This window comes from Photobacterium toruni, assembly GCF_024529955.1.
GTDB classification, from domain to species: domain Bacteria; phylum Pseudomonadota; class Gammaproteobacteria; order Enterobacterales; family Vibrionaceae; genus Photobacterium; species Photobacterium toruni.
Genome location: NZ_AP024854.1, coordinates 1466663 through 1485585, shown reverse-complemented (window position 1 = coordinate 1485585; position 18923 = coordinate 1466663). Strand labels below are relative to the sequence as shown.

Sequence of the window (18923 nt, the reverse complement as noted above, 5' to 3'; positions counted from 1 at the left end):
GTTAATCATAGCCAGAAAACCGAGCTCCTTAGCTCGGTTTTTTATTATATTAATACTGTCATTTTTACTGTTGAGCTTTTAATAATTCTTCAACATATTCAGGAACAAGTACAGACGCTTTACCATAACGTTTTTCTTCAAACTCATTTTCAACATTACTTGGCTCTAAATTAAGCTCTATCGTATGTGCCCCTTGCAAGGCCGCTTCATGAACAAACCCTGCTGCTGGATACACATTCCCAGAGGTACCAATAGCAATAAATAAATCAGCCTTTACTATTGCATCATGAATTTTATCCATATCGATAGGCATTTCTCCAAACCATACGATATCAGGTCGTAGTGGTGCAGCTATTTGACAACAATGACAATGATCGCTTGTATGGAGATCTCCATGCCATTCTATTGTTTGCCCTGATTCACAACAGCGCACTTTTAAAAGTTCGCCATGCATATGAATTACATTATGGCTACCCGCCCGTTCATGCAGATTATCAATGTTTTGGGTCACAATCGTTACTGTGCCGTCTAATTCAGCTTCTAGCTTTGCTAATGCGTAATGAGCAGCATTAGGAGCAACTGAGCCATTTTCTATCTGTGCTCGACGCGCATTGTAAAAAGCTTGTACTAATTCAGGATCACGTTGATAGCCTTCAGGAGTAGCCACATCTTCCACGCGATGTTCTTCCCACAATCCGTCTGCTGCACGAAAAGTACGTATGCCAGATTCTGCAGAAATGCCCGCTCCCGTTAGTACAACAATATTTTTATAAGGAAATAGCATAACAACATCCCTCTAGTGATAATAATAGTTAACCTATATTCTATTTATACCACTGATTTTATATGGTTTAACGGTGTTTTTTATTAGACATTAGTCTGAGAGTTCGTGTCTTGCCATGAATCATAAATTATGCGCATAAAAAAAGCCGACACAATGAACTGTATCGGCTTTCATTTTGATGTTTAATCGTTAACTATTCAGCGATGGTTTTGATTTATCTGCATCCTGTTTTTCAGATTCATAACCAGGTTGATTTTCAGGTAAATCTTTTACTTCATCAAACCACAAGTTATGGTGCTCTCGTGCCCATGTTTCATCGACATCGCCAGTCACCATGCCATCAAGACCCGCTTCCATACCAAATAAACCAATATAAATATGGAATATAAAACCACAGATCAGAATCAGTGCTGATAACATATGCAGTAAATTTGATAACTCCATATCGCGACGAGTTTGATCAAAAATAGGGAAATCTAACACAAAACCACTGACAGCAATCGAGAAACCAAACACGATCAATAGCCAAAAGATAACTTTTTCGCCACCATTAGAAAAACCCGCTGATGGATGTGATCCTTTATGTTTACCTACCATTCCGCCCATCTTCTTAAACCACTCAAGATCGACTTTATTGAAAGTACTTTTACGCCACCACTTAACCAAGACAGCAAGTAATAGAATCGCAAAAATAGGTCCCATATAGTTATGGTATTGCTTGGCAGCAAAAATGATCCAGCCCCAAATTTCAGTAGGCATAATCGGCTTAATAAAATGTTTACCATAAACTAACGTTAAGCCACTGAATCCTAAAGTAAGGAAGGTAAATGCCATGCTCCAGTGCAATGCACGATCAATACGGCTCCAGCGTTTAATTTTACGCCCCGTTTTTGGTTTACTTAGCTTTAGTGGCCCAATCACCACATAAGCCAGTGTTACCATCACAAGGCTACCAAAAATCGCTAAGGCACCGAGTGGTGACATCCACTTTTCTTTGAGGATATACCACGTTTGCCCAGGCACACTGATTAATACATCATGCTCAGGCCAACCTGATGTGGTGTAACCTTTCTCACCATCTTTTACCATTCGCCAATAATCTGCCCCAGCGAAGCCTACCACTTCTTTTTTAACTACGGCTTCACCAGCGGACGTTGTATCACTACCACTTGCCATCGTGGATACTGAAAACACCATCATTAAAACGGCAACGATGATAGTTAACCAGCGTTGAATTCGCTTAGTCATTACAGCTCCTGTCCACTCAAAAAGCGGATTAATTGGCACACCAAGATCACTGGCGTGCCTAACTATTACAACAAGTCTACAAATAGGCGTAAAAATTACCTTTCAAGCCTATTTCAGATAATTAAGCTTTACGTACTTTACTTGCATCGTAAGCTAAATTATCAGTACTTGCCCAACCCGCATCTTTTGCACCACGAGCAACAACACGCTTACTGAAAATTTCAGAAATTTTTTCAGCATCCCCCGCCAGTAATGATTTAGTCGAACACATCGAAGCACACATTGGTAACTTACCTTCTGCGATACGGTTTGCACCATAAAGTAGACGTTCTTTTTCAGAACCAGCTTCAGTATTTGGACCGCCAGAACAATAAGTACACTTATCCATTTTTCCTCGCTCAGCAAATGCATCTTGCTTTGGAAATTGTGGTGCACCAAATGGACAAGCAAATAAGCAATAACCACAGCCGATACATAAATCTTTATCGTGCTGTACAATGCCATCCTCTGTTTGGCTAAAACAATCAGCAGGACATACCGCCATACATGGTGCATCACTACAGTGCATACAAGCAACAGAGATTGATGTTTCCCCTGGAAGACCATCATTTAAGGTTACAACGCGACGACGTTGAATCCCCCAACCAACTGCTTCTGAGTTGGCATTTTTACAAGCTGTCACACAACCATTGCACTCAATACAACGTTTAGAGTCACAAAGAAATTTCATACGTGCCATCAGGTGACTCCTTACGCTTTAGTGATTTTACACAAAGTAACTTTGGTTTCTTGCATTTGAGTTACAGGATCGTAACCATACGTAGTTGCTGTATTTGCCGCTTCACCTGAAACAAAAGGCGCACAACCTTCAGGGTAACGATCACGTAAACTCACCCCCTCAAATTCACCACCAAAGTGGAATGGTAAGAATGCTAAGCCTTCGCGAACTCGAGGAGTAACCATGGCTTTTACTTTTATGCGACCTTTTTCTGCACCTTCAACCCACACCATCTCACCATCACGAATACCAATATCGTTGGCATCTTTAAGATTGATTTCAACAAACATTTCTTTTTGAAGCTCAGCTAGCCATGGATTTGATCGAGTCTCTTCACCACCACCTTCATATTCAACAAGACGACCAGACGTTAGAATAATAGGGTATTCTTTTGAAACATCTTTTTCTTGAATCGACTTATAAAGTGTTGGTAAGCGGAACATCGCTTTGCTGTCATCCCATGTTTGGTACTCTGGCAATAAATCACGACGTGGTGTATATAACGGCTCACGGTGAATAGGCACTGCATCAGGGAATGTCCATACAACAGTACGTGCTTTTGCGTTACCAAATGGAATACAACCATGTTTAATCGCAACACGCTGAATACCACCAGAAAGATCTGTCTTCCAGTTTTTACCTTCAGCAGCCACTTTTTCAGTTGCTGTTAGGTCATCCCACCACCCTAGTTGCTTTAACATCTTAGCGGTAAATTCTGGGTAACCATCTTCAAGTTCACAACCTAATGAATAGCTATCGTCAGCTAGCAAGCTCACACCATTACGCTCAACACCAAAACGTGCACGGAAATTACCGCCACCTTGTGCAACAGTTTTAGAGGTATCATAAAGAATATGTGTACCTGGATGCTTCATTTCTGGCGTACCCCAACATGGCCATGGTAGACCATAAGTTTCACCATTAACGGGGCCGCCAACCGCTTCAAGCGTTGTAAAATCAAACGTACCCCAGTTCTTCTGGTGCTCTTTTAAACGCTCAGGACTTTGACCTGTGTAACCAATTGTCCACATGCCCTTGTTGTATTCACGAGTAATGTCTTCAATGTTTGGCCTATTATTCTCAACGCTAATATGCTTGAATAATTGGTCAGAGAAACCAAGACGTTTAGTCAATAAGTACATGATTTCATGGTCAGGTTTTGCGTCAAACAACGGCTCAATGACCTGATCTCGCCACTGAATCGAACGGTTAGTCGCTGTAACTGAACCATAAGTTTCAAACTGCGTAGTTGCTGGGAAAAGATATACATTATCGGTACGGCCATTCATTACTGCAGCAACACCTGGGTATGGGTCAACGATAACCATCATATCCAGTTTTTCCATTGCCGTTTTCATTTCAGGACCACGTGTCTGTGAGTTAACCGCATGGCCCCAATAGAACATTGCACGAATATTATCGCGTTGTTCAATCTTATCTTTGTTCTCTAAAACGCCATCAATCCAACGGGATACAGGAATACCTGCGCTGTTCATTGGTTTTTTACCATTATAGGTATTTTGATCAAAACGACCCTGTAGCCAAGAATAATCAATATCCCAAACTTGTGCCCAGTGCTTCCAAGCACCTTCAGACAAACCGTAGTACCCCGGTAAGTTGTCAGAAAGTACACCAAAGTCAGTAGCACCCTGAACGTTATCATGACCACGGAAGATATTTGCACCGCCGCCTGACTTACCCATGTTGCCAAGTGCAAGTTCTAAAATACAGTAAGCACGGGTGTTGTTGTTACCTGTAGTATGCTGAGTACCACCCATACACCAAACAACACAACCAGGACGGTTTTCAGAAAGCATTTTCGCGGTCTGGTAAACTTGATCTTCAGGTACACCCGTTACGCGTTCAACTTCTTTCGGGTTCCATTTCGCCACTTGTTCACGCACTTCATCCATACCGTAAACACGTTGACGAATAAACTCTTTATCTTCCCAACCATTATTGAAAATGTGATATAGCACACCCCAAACAAAGGCAACGTCAGTACCTGGACGTAGTGAAACATAGTGATCAGCTTTTGCCGCAGTACGCGTACGACGCGGATCAACCACCACAATTTTACAACTGTTAGTTTCTTTAGCGATCAGAATATGCTGCATAGCTACTGGGTGAGCTTCTGCTGGGTTTGAACCAATAAACAGAATCGACTTACAATTATGCATATCGTTCAGTGAGTTGGTCATCGCGCCGTAGCCCCATGTATTTGCAACACCAGCAACCGTGGTTGAGTGACAAATACGCGCTTGGTGATCGACGTTATTTGATCCCCATAGCGATACCATTTTACGGAACAAATACGCTTGTTCGTTGTTATGTTTAGCTGAACCTAAAAAGTAAACAGAATCAGGACCAGACTCTTGACGAATTTTAAGTACCTGCTGGCTAACTTCATCTAATGCTTGCTCCCAGCTTAGTTTTTTCCACTTACCGTTAACCAATTTCATTGGGTATTTTACGCGTTTAGCACCATGTCCATGCTCACGTAATGCAGCACCTTTTGCACAGTGCCCACCAGCATTAAAAGGGTGATCGAAAGCGGGTTCCTGATGGGTCCATACACCATCTTGCGTTTCAGCATAAATGCCACAACCAACAGAACAGTGAGAACAAATAGTACGCTTAACAACTTTAGGCGCACTGTAATCAGCTTCAGAATAAGCTTCTGCCTTGCGCATAAATCCAGGTGCAAAAAGGCTTGCTCCAGCAACACCACCAGCGGCAGCAAGAGAAGAATTACGAATAAAAGAACGACGAGAAATACCCAGTTGGTTTTCGTCCTTGCTCACTTTATCGGAACGTTTAGTTAATTTCATTTCAGGCTCCGCTTATAGGGTATTGTAGTAATCACGAATATGTTGAGTTTCGTGATACCCTTTTGTTGTTTTAGGATCTTTCTTTTCAGTGTCAGTTGTTGATGCTTGAACGGCAGTTGTCGTTCCCGCAGCTACAGCACCAGCCACTACAGTCAAACCAATATTTTTTAATAATTGACGACGACTATCATTTGTTTTTTGCTCACTCATTGCGTTTGCTCCTCTATCGACATTCTTATTAACAGACGTCGATTTTTTATTATCGCGAGTATCTTGTTACTGAGACTCTAAAAAATGGGTTTTTTCTATTGTCAAAAATTGCCAAGCTAATTCACCCACAGCGGTATAAAACACAGCACTCTTAGCTGCTTTTAAATCGCTACAAAATTTTTCACACCATTGCGCAAGATGACGATTAAAAAATGTTTGTTGAAGATGCTCATCGCCACCTTCCACCAGCATAGCCATAACCTCTAGCAATGCAGATATATGATCTTCTGGTTCAATAACTGATTGTGCACGTTCAAAACCCATTCGTTTTAAGTCTTGACGTAAATAAGCCAAAGGCATTTCCATTAAAGAACCCGTTAAATACCATGAACCAAATGGAATAACTTCCCCTCGACCAATACCAATGAAGACATCTTGATATTCTTCTTCAACACTTAATAATGTCGTTTTCTGAGCCGCTAATTTTAGTAAAGGCCAAGCTGATGCCATGGTTTGACGTTGAAAAGTTTGTGCCGTATCAACATCAAGATTAGCAAGAAACTCAAGTACAGATAGTTCAGGGGCTTGACGACATAAATGTGCCAACATGTTATAAATTTCAATACGTAGCAAATTATCTTGATCAGTAAGATTTGTGTGAGTATTCATAGCTGCGTTTTCCATATAATGACCTTATACCCTTGTCTGACTTTGTGGATCTTGTTCCATCTTTTCAAAAATATCGCGAACACGACAATCTTCACACATAGATAAACGACGAATAGCTTCTCCTTGAAAATGTGAATGGCGTTGAAGCTTTTCTGTCAACATTTTCACCATAGATGCAGGAGCAAAAGGTTTTCCACAACTGATACAACATGCAGCAGGTTCTTCATGAACAAGTTTATCGGCTTTACGTGCTTGCCAATCCCAATTAAATCCCGCTTCAAGGGTAATTACTTTTTCAGGACAAGCGGTTTCACACATACCACATTGAATACAATCTTGTTCTACAAATAATAATCCAGGGCGATCACCAATGGCATGTAAGGCACGCGTCGGACAAACAGCAACACAACTCATACATAACGTACAATCTTCGGTCTTACATGTTACCGAACCATAAGGTGCATTAGCCGCTACAGCTGAATACGTTGGTTGAGCAGGACTTGTCTGATTAAGTGCTTCTAAAACAGTAAATAGCTTTTCACGCTTAGTGCCTGTTAGTGCCGTTTCAATAGGAGTAATAAGTGCAGCTTCATAAGCTTCAAAATTCGCACTATCAGCAAAATCAAATAAACAAATACGATCCGCGTCATAACCCAATTCAGTTAAGAAGTTTTGAGCTATTGTTAATTCATTCGTTAAAACAGTATCAATAGTCGCAGGGATATATTGCGTATTCGTTGCTAATAGAACTTGATGCGCACCATAAGCTAAGGCACTAAACCAAGTATCAATACCTACAGTTGCCAGTTCTTCTAATGCAATCGTAATAACAGATGTCGGAAGTACAGCGAGTGCTTTTATAACTGCTGCAGTATCACGTTCACCATAAAGTAATAGTGTTGGAGATTGACCCCCTTCTTGCTTATAACGAGCTAAAACACTATGAACAAAATTTTGAGTAATTTGAGGGTCAGGTAGTGCATAACTAATAGCTTCCGTTGGACAAGCTGTCGCACATGTTCCTACCCCCTGACAAAGATAAGGATCAATCGCAATAGCAACACCATCAGAACTTAATGCTCCCGCAGGACAAGCATCAATACAACGATCACAGCCTTTTATACTGCGTGATGAATGTGCACAAAGGTCAGGATTTAAACGAAAATATTTTGGCTTATCAAATGTGCCTATCATGGCAGGTAGATCTTCCACCAGCGCGGCAAGTTTTGCAGAGACTTGCGCCTCAGATCGTTGACCTAGTGCATAATAACCAGCTGCAGGAATTTCAACATTCATAACCCCTGTTGCTGTCATATCAAGCACAAGATCAAAACACTGACGTCCAATGGCTATTTTAGCTAAGTTCGTTTCAAGACCATTTGTCTCAAAAGTTGTCGCGTCATGTTCTATACGACAATGAACATCAAAGGCGCCAAGATAACCTTTTACGCTAACAGCTTGACTGTAATACAAGGTATGTGATGTTTTGCTATCGTATGTTTTTGTATCTGTAGCCAATAGCGTCACACTATTTAATGCTAAAAATTGATCAACAACGTGAAGAAGTTGTTCAGCTTCACCAATAATTAATAAATTACCACGACTTTCATACGTCACTGTTGGCGGAATAAGATTGGCAAGTTCTACAGTGCCGGTAATGGCAGCAGCACGAGCGACACCATTGATATCAGTAAATTCATTTAATGTACTTTTTAACATTGTTATTCCTGTTTGCTCACTACCGCTAATCAGTGTCGTTAGAAAATAATAATTTTTCTTCTACTCTCTATAGAGCAATAACCGATCCAACTTTTCACGGAATAAAATGACCTAAAAGGAACTAAAATCATAACGAGGATATTACGTTATTGAGTAGTGAGACATTTTGTCTTACTTGTAGCGAACTAACGCGCCAAATTGTCTCTGTTGATGATTTTAGTCGTATTCCCTTTTTGTCTCAGTGTGGGTTTATTTCTGTTTTTATTAATAATTACTTCATGATCTATCTTTTAATGAATCAGCTATAGGGAGTGCATCATCATCGCTGCCTATCATGTCAATATTTTCAACAAACAAATCATCCTCAGAACAATCACACTTTTTAATATCATTATTCTTTATCGTTGTATCAGTAGAACCACCAGCACAAGAATCAATATCAATAGCATCACTTACTGATGATGTTGGTGTTAATGCAGATAATCCATCATCTTTTAGAGCTTCTGTTGCTGTCTCTGCTACGGTATTTATCCAACCACGCATTTGTGATGCTATTTCTGGTGCTAAACCTTGCATATTGCTGAAGTCTTCAGTGCTATCATCCATATCACTGATATAATTAAACTCTTCAGAATGAAACAACTTACGTAATGCCGCTTTTTTTACTGACTTAGTCACTTGTTGTTGCATAAATGACGCAACCCCTGAGTCATAAGTCACTTTATCAGCATCATCAATCGTTAATTCAATAACAGACTCTTCGGCGATAGGTGTAGAAGGAATAGCTGATGTTTGTTCATTATCATCAACTGGTGTTATCTCATTTACCTCTATAGGATTAGATTTAATATCTTCACAATCTACACCAGACGAATCATTAACGGTTTCAATCGTAGACGCTGTATTTTCGCTTGGTGTTAACTTACGGCTAGACCAACGCTGAAAGAAATTAGTTGCCACTTGATCGTCCTTTTTTCTTATTGCCACCACGCTTACGTTTAAATTCAAATAATTCGCCATGTCGACCTAAAAAGGCTTCCATCCATGCCTGAATAACTAATGGAATATCTATATCAAGAACCACATAATCTCCATCCATATAACGTGCAGCGACACCTTGCGCTGCGGTAACTAAAACAGGTTTTAATTGCTCGTCCTCTTCAGCACAAATAAAGAATAAATGGGGGGTTTGTGAATTTAAGTTAAATCGATATTCCATCCGCTCATCACGAAAAAGTTCTAGTGGCATCATGTAGTTACCTGCCCCTATATCAGCAAGTGTTATATCAACAGCAAGATCTTCTTCATACAGACAAATATCTTCAATCGTCCATGCGTAAGTTGTCCAACGACCCACTTGGCGCTCTTCTGCTTGTAAGCGAAAGTTAATAGGCCAAACATGTTCATTTTTCTTTAATTCAAGTTCTGCTTGTTTTGGCACATTCACTCCTACTGGCGAGTTCTATTCGCCTTTATCTTGTTATTTGATCACTTTTTACGTTAAGCAATATTTCACTTAATAAGCAGGCATAAGCAAATATTAGACCAATAACAAAAAACCACATTAAAAGTGCGTATTTTTATTCATCTCAATGTTTAGTGGATAATGTTCAGTGGATAGTGGATTAACGATAGATTGGTACATGTAAGTAATATTGGAACAATCTTTGCTTAACTTAGGTTTCAATATTCATAATTAAGTACACCACACTTATTACGCAGGGATCTCAAATGGCGACATTGCCTAAAATTATAAAAACCAAAGCAACAGTGCAGCAGACGATGTCGGTAGAAATTGTTGATGAATACGGTGATCTACAAACAAAAGAGATTGCCTGTGAACATCCGTTAACGGTTTACCTCAATTGGGTTGAAGTTGTCACACTCATGACATTAGGTGAGCGTCCATCAGCATTAGTCTTAGGGTATTTAAAAAACCAAGGCTTTATTAACGACCTTAGCGCTATCGAATCAGTGATGATTGATTGGGAAACCAATGCCGCCGTTGTTATAACCCATGAAAATACTGAAAACTTAGCGCAGCAATTAGAAAAGAAAACCGTTACCTCTGGCTGTGGGCAAGGCACGATGTATGGCAATGTCATGAAAAAGCTTGAAGGTATTACCCTTCCACAACCACAAATTAAACAATCGCTGTTATATGGCTTACTCGAATCATTGACCCATCATAATGATACCTACAAAGCCGCAGGTGCCGTCCATGGGTGCGCGGTCTGTAAAGGCACTGATATTTTATCGTTTGTAGAAGATGTAGGTCGTCATAACGCAGTGGATACCCTTGCTGGCGAAATGTGGCTACAACAACAAACAGGTGAAGATAAGATTTTCTATACTACAGGTCGTTTAACTTCTGAAATGGTCATCAAAGTTGCACAAATGGGTATTCCTGTATTGTTATCCCGTTCTGGAGCAACACAAATGGGTTACGATCTTGCTAAGAAGCTAGGCATTACTATGATTGCTCGCGCTAAAGGGTTACGTTTCCAAATTTATAACGGTAGCGACAATATCGAACTTGATGTTAAAGGTAACGAGAGTAAAGGAAACCAAGAATAATGGCTGATTTTCCTGAATTCATGAATGCCAAATTAGTGGCTGAATATCTCGACCTTAATGAAAAGAAAGTTTATGCCTTAGCCAATGAAGGACTACTTCCTGCAACAAAAGTAACCGGTAAATGGCTTTTTCCTAAGGCGATGCTCGATAAGTGGTTATTAGAATCTTGCCATAATGGCGTATTAACCGATCGATTATTAATTGCTGGCTCTGATGATCCGTTATTACAGTGTGTTGTAGGTAAAATGGCAAACCAGTTAGGCAGTACTGCTCTTGTCGGTTATACCTCAACAGGCACACGTCAAGGACTGGCGATGTTAAGTAAAGGTCATGTTGATATTTGCGCTATCCATTGGGGCAATGTTGAAGAAGCTAGCTTACGTCATCCTGCATTATTACAACAATATCCAGGGCATAAGAATTGGGTATTAGTCCATGCATTTGAACGAAAACAAGGTTTAGTCGTCAGCCCAACATTAGCAGATGCCGTCAATAGCCGCTCAATTCAACTGTATGAGTTATTATCACCTCGTTGGCGTTGGGCATTACGTCAACAAGGTGCAGGAAGTATGCGAGCATTAGAAGAATGGATCCATGGCCATGGGTATAACATGACGATGCTTAATCAAGTTGATTGTTGTAACAGTGAGCGAGAATTAGCGTCTGCTATTGCTAGAGAACAAGCAGATATTGGTTGTGCGAGTCAAAGTACTGCGGGAGAATTTGGACTAGGCTTTATTCCACTTTGTACTGAAGCATTTGAGCTGGTGATCCCTAAAAATATTTACTTTCGTACTCTACAACAACAGTTATTGCAGTCATTAACCAATAATGAAATTCAGGCTCATGGCGATCAACTAGGCGGTTATAATTTTATTCGTACAGGTCAACAAGTGTGGAGTGCTAATTAATTTTAGTGCTGATAGCAAGGTCATTGTTTGATGGCCTTGTGATTTTTAAAATGATGGCATAAATAATAATGCGTTTGAATCCACCGTCCACAAAAAGACATCTAACGACTAAAAAAAATAAATAAAACCCACGCAAATACAATCAAAAAAGACATATCCATTAGTATATGTTCATTTAAAAAAATATCTCTTTAATTCACGTCGTCACTAGAAGTAATTAAATACGTTGAAATCACTTTTACAGTGAATATATCGAACAATTATTTTATTGAATCATGTTTCATTAGCGACTTCTATTTAAGTGCTGGTTTTATGTTCTATTATAAATAGGATTTACACAAACATGACTTGCTTAACCGCAATCGAAAAGATGACAATATCAGAATAATTATTCCCCACCTAGAAATGGGATCCAAGGAGCCATTGTGCGCAACGCTTTAATTTTATTTTTTACACTTGCAAGTGTCAGCTTTTCTTCTTTCGCAAGTATTAATACCAGCAAACTAAAACCAAGTAATTTACAGACCGCTTCTGTAAGTAGCTATGTTATCGATCTAAGTTCAGGGAAAACGCTTTACCGCAAAAATTCCAACGTAGTGATGCCGATTGCTTCACTAACAAAGCTAATGACCGCTATGGTGACATTAGATGCAAAATTACCGCTAAACCAAAAAATCACTTTTACTAAAACGGATAAAGAACACATGTACAATACGTACTCTCGTGTTCGTCTTGGTTCTGAATTAAGCCGTGGTGAAACGATTCATATTGCTTTAATGTCATCTGAAAACTTAGCTGCCGCGGCTCTTGCTGCGAACTATCCAGGTGGTTACAAAGCATTTATTCGCGCGATGAATGCAAAAGCTAAAGCATTGGGAATGACACATACTCATTTCGTTGATAGCTCAGGCCTTAATCCTAAAAACCGCTCAACAGCATCAGACGTTGCTAAAATGGTACGTGCCGCTTACAGGTACCCTGAAATTCGTAAGTACAGCACTAATGGTGCCGTTCATACTGCTTACTTTACCCATCCTCGTTATAAATTAGGTTACACCAATACCAATGCGTTAGTTCGTGGTAAAAAATGGACTGTTAACCTAAGTAAAACAGGCTTTCTTGATGAAGCTGGTCGTTGTTTAGCGATGGTAACAACAATTGATGGTAAGAAGATCCTAATGGTAATGCTTGATTCACAAGGAAAAATGACACCAATTGGTGATGCTGGTCGTATTAAGCAATGGCTACAAACAGGTAAAAGCAAAGCAATTTCCGCTGATGCTAAATATTACCAACAACAAAAACTGAAAGAATTAACCAAATAATTGTTGTTAGTTGATAACGTAAAAAGCCAGCATTTAAGATGCTGGCTTTTTTTCGGAAGTTAAATATAAAAACGTATTACCAAACCATCTCACCCAATATACTTAACATTTAGCAACTTAATATCTCACTTTAGCCACTATTAGTAACCAAATCATTTAGTTATCATTAAAAATTAACGTCCTTTTTTTGTATTTTTAACTAATAAGAATCACCTGAAAAATGGCAGCTTACGTTTACATTTTATTAAAGCATTTACTCTCATTTACTCTCTTGTTGAACAATAAAAAAGGCGGATGATAACCCTATTCATTCAATATTCATCAAAGCCGTTAATTATGAAAATGCATTCGAAACACTCTCTCGGTAAAAAGACAATTCTTGCATGTATTATCTCACTTGCATCTGTTAGCTATGCCAACGCATCAGCTTCTGAAACACAACATTTAACCCAATACCCACCCAAACTATTACTTGAGCAAATTACAGCACCAGTGACTGGGGCGTTATACCAAACTAAATTAACTGAGCAACAACAAAAAATTGTTGATCAAGCTAAATTAGAGAAAAAGAATGGTTGGTGGCATGTAGGTATTAAAGGCAATGCTTTTGATCGTGGCTTTCAATATGGTTATCTTATCGCACCTGATTTTAAATTAGCGTGGAAAGATAGCTGGAGCATGACCTACCTAACAACAGGTGTCCCTTATAGTGCATGGCAAAAAGCCGCATTAGAACAAACTAAAGGGAAGATTCCCGTAGAACTTCGTCAAGAAATGGAAGGTATTGCTAAAGGCTTAAATGCTGCAGGTTTGCATGTCACTCTTGCTGACATTATTACATGGAACGACATGATTGAGCTTACAGGTTACTGGTGGCCTTCAGTGGGGATGCATAATTATACCAAGTGGGTTGATCCTGGTTTAATTAATACATCCGCATTCCCTGCCCCGTATACTAAAGCTGAAATGAACACCAATAATGTTGAACTAAGTAAAAATAGTGCCAACATTGAAGGTGCAAAAGGTAATTGCAGTGCCTTTATCGCAACAGGCAACGCGACAAATAATAAAGGTATTGTCATTGGTCACGAAACCTTTAATGATTTCTGGTCTGGTCAATTTTCTAACGTCATTTTAGATATCACGCCAGATAAAGGTTACAAAATGGCCTTCCAAACAACACCTGGTATGATTGAATCTGGTACCGACTTCTGGGAAACAGGCGCAGGTCTTGCCGTTGTAGAAACCACATTAGCCAACGTGACGGATTGGAAAGCAGGTGGTATTCCTGAATTTATTCGAGTTCGTGAAGCAAGTCAGTATGCTAATAGCATTGATAGTTGGATCAAGCTTGAAGAAAAAGGTAACAATGGTGGTTATGCTAATACATGGCTCATCGGTGATATTAATAACAACCATATTGCTAAGTTTGGTCAAGGTCGTGTTTATCAATACTTCAATGAATTAAAATCAGGCTACTTCACTGGCGAAAACGTCTCTGTTGATCCACGTTTACGCTATATTGAAGGTTCTGATGTTGACTACAACGATATTCGTCAACAAGAAGGTGCTCGTCGTTTACGTTGGATCCAACTGATGCATAAATACAACGGTACAATTAATGTGGCAACAGGTCAGAAAATGCTCGGTGATACTTATGATGTCTACCTAAACAAAATGGATGCATCATCACGTAATATTTGTGCTGAATATGATAAAGATTCACAACCGTATGTCTCTGATCCAGCAGCAGTATGGAATGTACCCTTTACACCAGCAGGCTCTGTTGATGGTAAAGTTGCCAACAGCAATGATATTAAAAACTTAACCATCAGTGCGCGTTTTGGTCGTGCGAATGGCGCACCATTTGATGCAAAAGCCTTTATTAAAGCCCACCAGCAATGGGGATGGCAATCAGGTTATTTATTAAGTCGCCCATCTGAACCATGGACAGAGATGAAATTTATCTAATTAATAGAACCTCATATCGCGGTCATTGGTCACCTTTTTGATTCAATATGACCGCGATTATTGTTTTAACTCTCATTTTATCGAAAAAATTAAACATTAAAACAATATGATACAAACATATAAGCTATGCTTTAAATGGTCTTCAAGCAAAAGGAGCATCTATGCCGCATACCGAAATGATTATCCCTTCCTCATTCGGGCTGATTAGCCGAATATCTCTTACCGCATCACTGTTTCTTGTCGTTGGTTTATCCATTATGTAATTATGGTTTATATTACAATCAGCTAAAAACACAACGCGACAAAAAAGCCCCTTGGTAACTGCAATGAACAAGCAGTTACCAAGGGGCTTTTTGTTATTCATAAATCTGGTTTTTGTTACGCTGTCACATGAAGATCCAGTTCACTGGGCGATTCTTTCTTATGTTTAAGATATACGGTAAATGTGGAACCTTGACCTTCTACAGAATCAACCGTTATTTCTCCACCGACATTAGCCACAATACTCTGGCTGACAGACAAACCTAGCCCTGTACCAGAACGACGGGTAGTAAAAAAAGGATCAAAAATACGTTTCATATTTTGTGCTGAAATGCCACAGCCATGATCGGAAATAGCAACCATTGCTCCACGGACCTCTCCCTGTTCATCTAACCAATCATTGGTAGCTATCTTCAATAAACCTTTATCATCCATCGCATGGATACCATTCATTTGCAAATTAACCAACACTTGCAATAGTTGATGACGATTTACTTCAACACTGCATTTAGCTGCAAGGTTAACCTCAAATTGAACATCCATCTTTTTAGTACCAGAACGAACAAGCGTTAAGCTTTCTTCTACAATCAAATTTAAATGATGCCATGTCACTTCATCTTGTACGCCACCTTGACGACTATATTGCAATAAACTACGAGTAATATTACGAATACGATCAATTTGTAGATGAATGGCAACCAGCTCTTCTTGAACATCAGCAGTACTATCACCAAGCTCTAACTGAATTAACTCAATATTTCCTAAAATAACAGCGACTGGATTGTTAATTTCATGAGCAATACCTGCCGTTAACTCACCAAGAGCAGCTAATTTTTCTGTTGTTACTAACTTTGAACGTGCTTGATTTAATAATTTAATGTGTTGTTCTAATTCTTCAGTTTTCTGATGTAGACTTTGAGTACGTTGTTCTACTTTTTCCTCTAACTCTATTGCTGTTAGTTTAATTAAACCATTACGTTGCTCTAACTGATCCAACATAGAATCAAATTGCTCACCCAATATTTGTAATTCATGTCCTTCGCATAAATTCAATTTACCAACACGTCGCTTTAACCCCATCTGTACAGCTTTAGCAACATGATAAATTTTTTCAATCGGTAAAAATAAATCGCGCGAGCCACGATAAACAATAATGCTAGTAAATAATAATACTAAAAATATACTAACACTCATCTCAATAATATTCGTTAAATGGCGATGAATTAGTGGCCATTGTAGATACCCAGTATAAAGCATACCCACAACTTTACCGTCATTCGCATGTAACGGTTCATAAGCAGAAACATACCAACTATCATACACAAAAGCGCGATCAACAAACGTTTTCCCTTGTTGCAATACGTGTTGTTTAACGGCTTCAGAAACGCGAGTACCTACAGCCCGACCAATAAGACTTGTACTGTCTAATGGTACATTGGTGCTAATACGCACATCACCCATAAACAATGTCACTGTACCCAGACTACCGATTGGCAAAGTACCTTTGGCATAAACTAAGTCACGAATACGATCCACCAGCGAAGTACTATTATTTAATAAAATACCGCCATCTAAAATCCATTTAAGCGTGCCTTGTTGATTAAAAATCGGCACTAAACTACGACTAACGAGTCCTTTTTTTTCAATTGCGCCTTCTTTAAGTAAAGGCAGTTGCGCTTTTGCGGGCAAATTAGGGTTTAAATTATAAAGTGCCGTACTATCTAATACCTGAAAAAATGTCTGTTCTTTCCCTGACAATAATAACGCTTGTTCTTGGCTTGAAAATAAATCGAGATCACTCACGGGATGCAACACTACAAAATCTAATTTATACCGATGATCTTGCTGACTAACCCAATTTTTTAATGTTATTTCATCAAACCGTAATCGTCGTTGAAAACCATAAGAATTAGATAACGCTTGTAACTCCATCCGTTGCTCTTTTTTTAGGAGCACCATACTATGATGAGCAACAGCTAAATCTGCTTTTACGTTCATTAAGGCATTTTGCCAAGTATAAGTAACAGTCCAATACAAGGTAATTGCGATTAAAGCTAACAACGTAAGAAAAATAGGCACTGAAGTAAGCACTAAGAGCCGATAGCGCACCATGGTTTTACAACGTCGTAACCACATTAATACAAACGTTTTTACTCTCATAATAACTCTTCAGTCCATTCTTTATATTTACGCTCTAAGGTTTTTCTTGCAACACCAAGCTGACGAGCTGCTGCTGATTTATTCCCTTCGCTAGCATCAACAACTTGCATAATATGTGCTTTTTCAACCTCTTTTAATGTCCATGTGACGGGATAACAATATTGATCTTCTCCATCATCATTACATTGACATGGTCGCTGAAGATGACCGCTATTAAGTTCAAGCGCTTCCCCTGTTATCCCTTGCTCACTTGCCATCACAATAGGTAGTGCATCACCTTGTAATTCACGCCAATAATCAGCAGGTGGCTTACCCAATAAAATACACCGCTCCATCATATTACGTAGTTCACGAATATTACCGGGCCATGAATAGGCCTGCATTGCCAAAATATCTTCATGAGTCCAACTAATAGTTTTCATACCTAAATCTTTTGAGAGTTGTTGTGTAAAATGATGGGTTAATGACGGAATATCTTCTACACGCTCACGTAATGATGGCAAATCAATGGTCAGTACATTTAATCGATAGTACAGATCTCGACGAAAACGACCTTCTTCAACTTCAAGTTTTAGGTTACGGTTGGTCGCGGCAACAATACGAACATCAATTTGAATTTCTCGCTCTGAGCCAACAGGACGAATGGCTTTTTGTTCTAGTGCGCGTAACAATGATGACTGCATTGCTAATGGCATTTCACCAATTTCATCTAAAAACAATGTGCCATTATTAGCCACTCGAAACAGACCTTCGCGACTTTTCTTTGCGCCTGTAAATGCCCCTGATACATGACCAAACAGCTCACTTTCTAAAAGTTCAGGCGCAATAGCACCACAGTTAATTGGAACAAAAGGTCCTGTACGCTTACTTAACTGATGCAATGCGCGTGCGACTAGCTCTTTACCTGTTCCTGATTCACCTTCCACTAACACTGCAGCAATAGACGGTGCAACTTGTGCAATCAGCTTTTTCATTTGCTGTGTCGCGGGAGCATCACCAATAATGTTTACAGGGTAGCTACGCTCAACATCACGTTGCAGTGCGAAATTTTGGCGTTCCACTAGCCTGCGTTCAATACACCGATTGACCGATTGCATCATTTGATCAAGATTAAATGGTTTTAGAATAAAGTCCGAGGCGCCTGCACGTAAGGCTTGAATTGCCATTTCTAAATCAGCATAGCCCGTCATAAATATCACATCACTACGACGTGTTGTTGGATCAAAAGCTTCATGCCATTCAATCCCTGAACGACCGGGTAAGTTAATATCAACAATTAACAAATCAAAATGGCAACGTTTACGAATTTCTTCAGCTTCTTCAATACTTCCAGCAGTATCTACTTGAGCAAATTTTTTACTTAACGCTTTCTTTAAAATCGTGCGCATTCCTGGTTCATCATCAACCACTAATACAGAAACCGCCGTCCAAGATGAAGACAAACTAAAATCAGACATAAATAAAGAGACATTTTAACCA

15 protein-coding genes are annotated in these 18923 nt (G+C 39.3%); 4 read left to right on the top strand and 11 right to left on the bottom strand.

Annotated elements, in window-relative coordinates:
* Positions 1-64: 64 nt before the first annotated feature.
* The 9 genes from cobB to OC457_RS06935 all read right to left on the bottom strand — a co-directional run bounded on the left by cobB (position 65) and on the right by OC457_RS06935 (position 9680).
* Positions 65-784, bottom strand: a complete 720-nt coding sequence (gene cobB / locus OC457_RS06975) for a Sir2 family NAD+-dependent deacetylase (protein ID WP_080175189.1) — start codon at positions 782-784, stop codon at positions 65-67.
* A 189-nt stretch (positions 785-973) separates the two neighbouring features.
* Positions 974-1984 (bottom strand): formate dehydrogenase subunit gamma, encoded by a 1011-nt coding sequence (locus tag OC457_RS06970; protein WP_370737970.1) that lies wholly within the window; start codon positions 1982-1984, stop codon positions 974-976.
* Positions 1985-2153: 169 nt separating this feature from the next.
* Positions 2154-2771 carry a formate dehydrogenase FDH3 subunit beta gene (gene fdh3B / locus OC457_RS06965; RefSeq protein ID WP_080175191.1) on the bottom strand — a complete coding sequence of 206 codons (618 nt, stop codon included), beginning with the start codon at positions 2769-2771 and terminating at the stop codon, positions 2154-2156.
* An 11-nt stretch (positions 2772-2782) separates the two neighbouring features.
* Positions 2783-5641 carry a formate dehydrogenase subunit alpha gene (locus OC457_RS06960; RefSeq protein WP_080175192.1) on the bottom strand — a complete coding sequence of 953 codons (2859 nt, stop codon included), beginning with the start codon at positions 5639-5641 and terminating at the stop codon, positions 2783-2785.
* Positions 5642-5653: 12 nt separating this feature from the next.
* Positions 5654-5851: a twin-arginine translocation signal domain-containing protein gene (locus tag OC457_RS06955; protein ID WP_080175193.1), complete on the bottom strand. Its 198-nt coding sequence runs from the start codon at positions 5849-5851 to the stop codon at positions 5654-5656.
* 66 nt (positions 5852-5917) lie between these two features.
* Positions 5918-6535 (bottom strand): TorD/DmsD family molecular chaperone, encoded by a 618-nt coding sequence (locus OC457_RS06950; RefSeq protein ID WP_080175194.1) that lies wholly within the window; start codon positions 6533-6535, stop codon positions 5918-5920.
* A gap of 9 nt (positions 6536-6544) precedes the next feature.
* On the bottom strand, positions 6545-8239 hold the full coding sequence (locus OC457_RS06945) for a 4Fe-4S binding protein (RefSeq protein WP_080175195.1): 1695 nt from the start codon (positions 8237-8239) through the stop codon (positions 6545-6547).
* Positions 8240-8515: 276 nt separating this feature from the next.
* Positions 8516-9199, bottom strand: a complete 684-nt coding sequence (locus OC457_RS06940) for a DUF3306 domain-containing protein (RefSeq protein WP_159447858.1) — start codon at positions 9197-9199, stop codon at positions 8516-8518.
* Positions 9189-9680 (bottom strand): DUF3305 domain-containing protein, encoded by a 492-nt coding sequence (locus OC457_RS06935; RefSeq protein ID WP_080175197.1) that lies wholly within the window; start codon positions 9678-9680, stop codon positions 9189-9191. Before OC457_RS06935 ends, OC457_RS06940 begins: the two co-directional genes overlap by 11 nt.
* 290 nt (positions 9681-9970) lie before the next feature.
* On the opposite strand from OC457_RS06935, the gene fdhD reads away from it, so the two are divergent.
* From fdhD to OC457_RS06915, 4 genes are all read left to right on the top strand, one after another.
* Positions 9971-10816, top strand: coding sequence for a formate dehydrogenase accessory sulfurtransferase FdhD (gene fdhD / locus OC457_RS06930; protein WP_080175198.1), 846 nt, complete (start codon positions 9971-9973; stop codon positions 10814-10816).
* Entirely contained in the window at positions 10816-11727 is a 912-nt protein-coding gene (locus tag OC457_RS06925) for a helix-turn-helix transcriptional regulator (protein WP_080175199.1), read from the top strand. Before fdhD ends, OC457_RS06925 begins: the two co-directional genes overlap by 1 nt.
* A gap of 425 nt (positions 11728-12152) precedes the next feature.
* The gene (pbpG, locus tag OC457_RS06920; RefSeq protein WP_080175200.1) at positions 12153-13052 is read left to right on the top strand and encodes a D-alanyl-D-alanine endopeptidase; all 900 of its coding nucleotides are present in this window, start codon (positions 12153-12155) and stop codon (positions 13050-13052) included.
* 336 nt (positions 13053-13388) lie between these two features.
* Positions 13389-15023, top strand: a complete 1635-nt coding sequence (locus tag OC457_RS06915) for a C45 family autoproteolytic acyltransferase/hydolase (RefSeq protein ID WP_210436088.1) — start codon at positions 13389-13391, stop codon at positions 15021-15023.
* A gap of 378 nt (positions 15024-15401) precedes the next feature.
* Here the strand turns inward: OC457_RS06915 and OC457_RS06910 are convergent, their stop codons facing one another.
* Entirely contained in the window at positions 15402-17444 is a 2043-nt protein-coding gene (locus OC457_RS06910) for a sensor histidine kinase (protein WP_080175201.1), read from the bottom strand.
* Positions 17441-18901: a sigma-54-dependent transcriptional regulator gene (locus OC457_RS06905; RefSeq protein ID WP_080175202.1), complete on the bottom strand. Its 1461-nt coding sequence runs from the start codon at positions 18899-18901 to the stop codon at positions 17441-17443. Before OC457_RS06905 ends, OC457_RS06910 begins: the two co-directional genes overlap by 4 nt.
* Positions 18902-18923 lie beyond the last annotated feature (22 nt).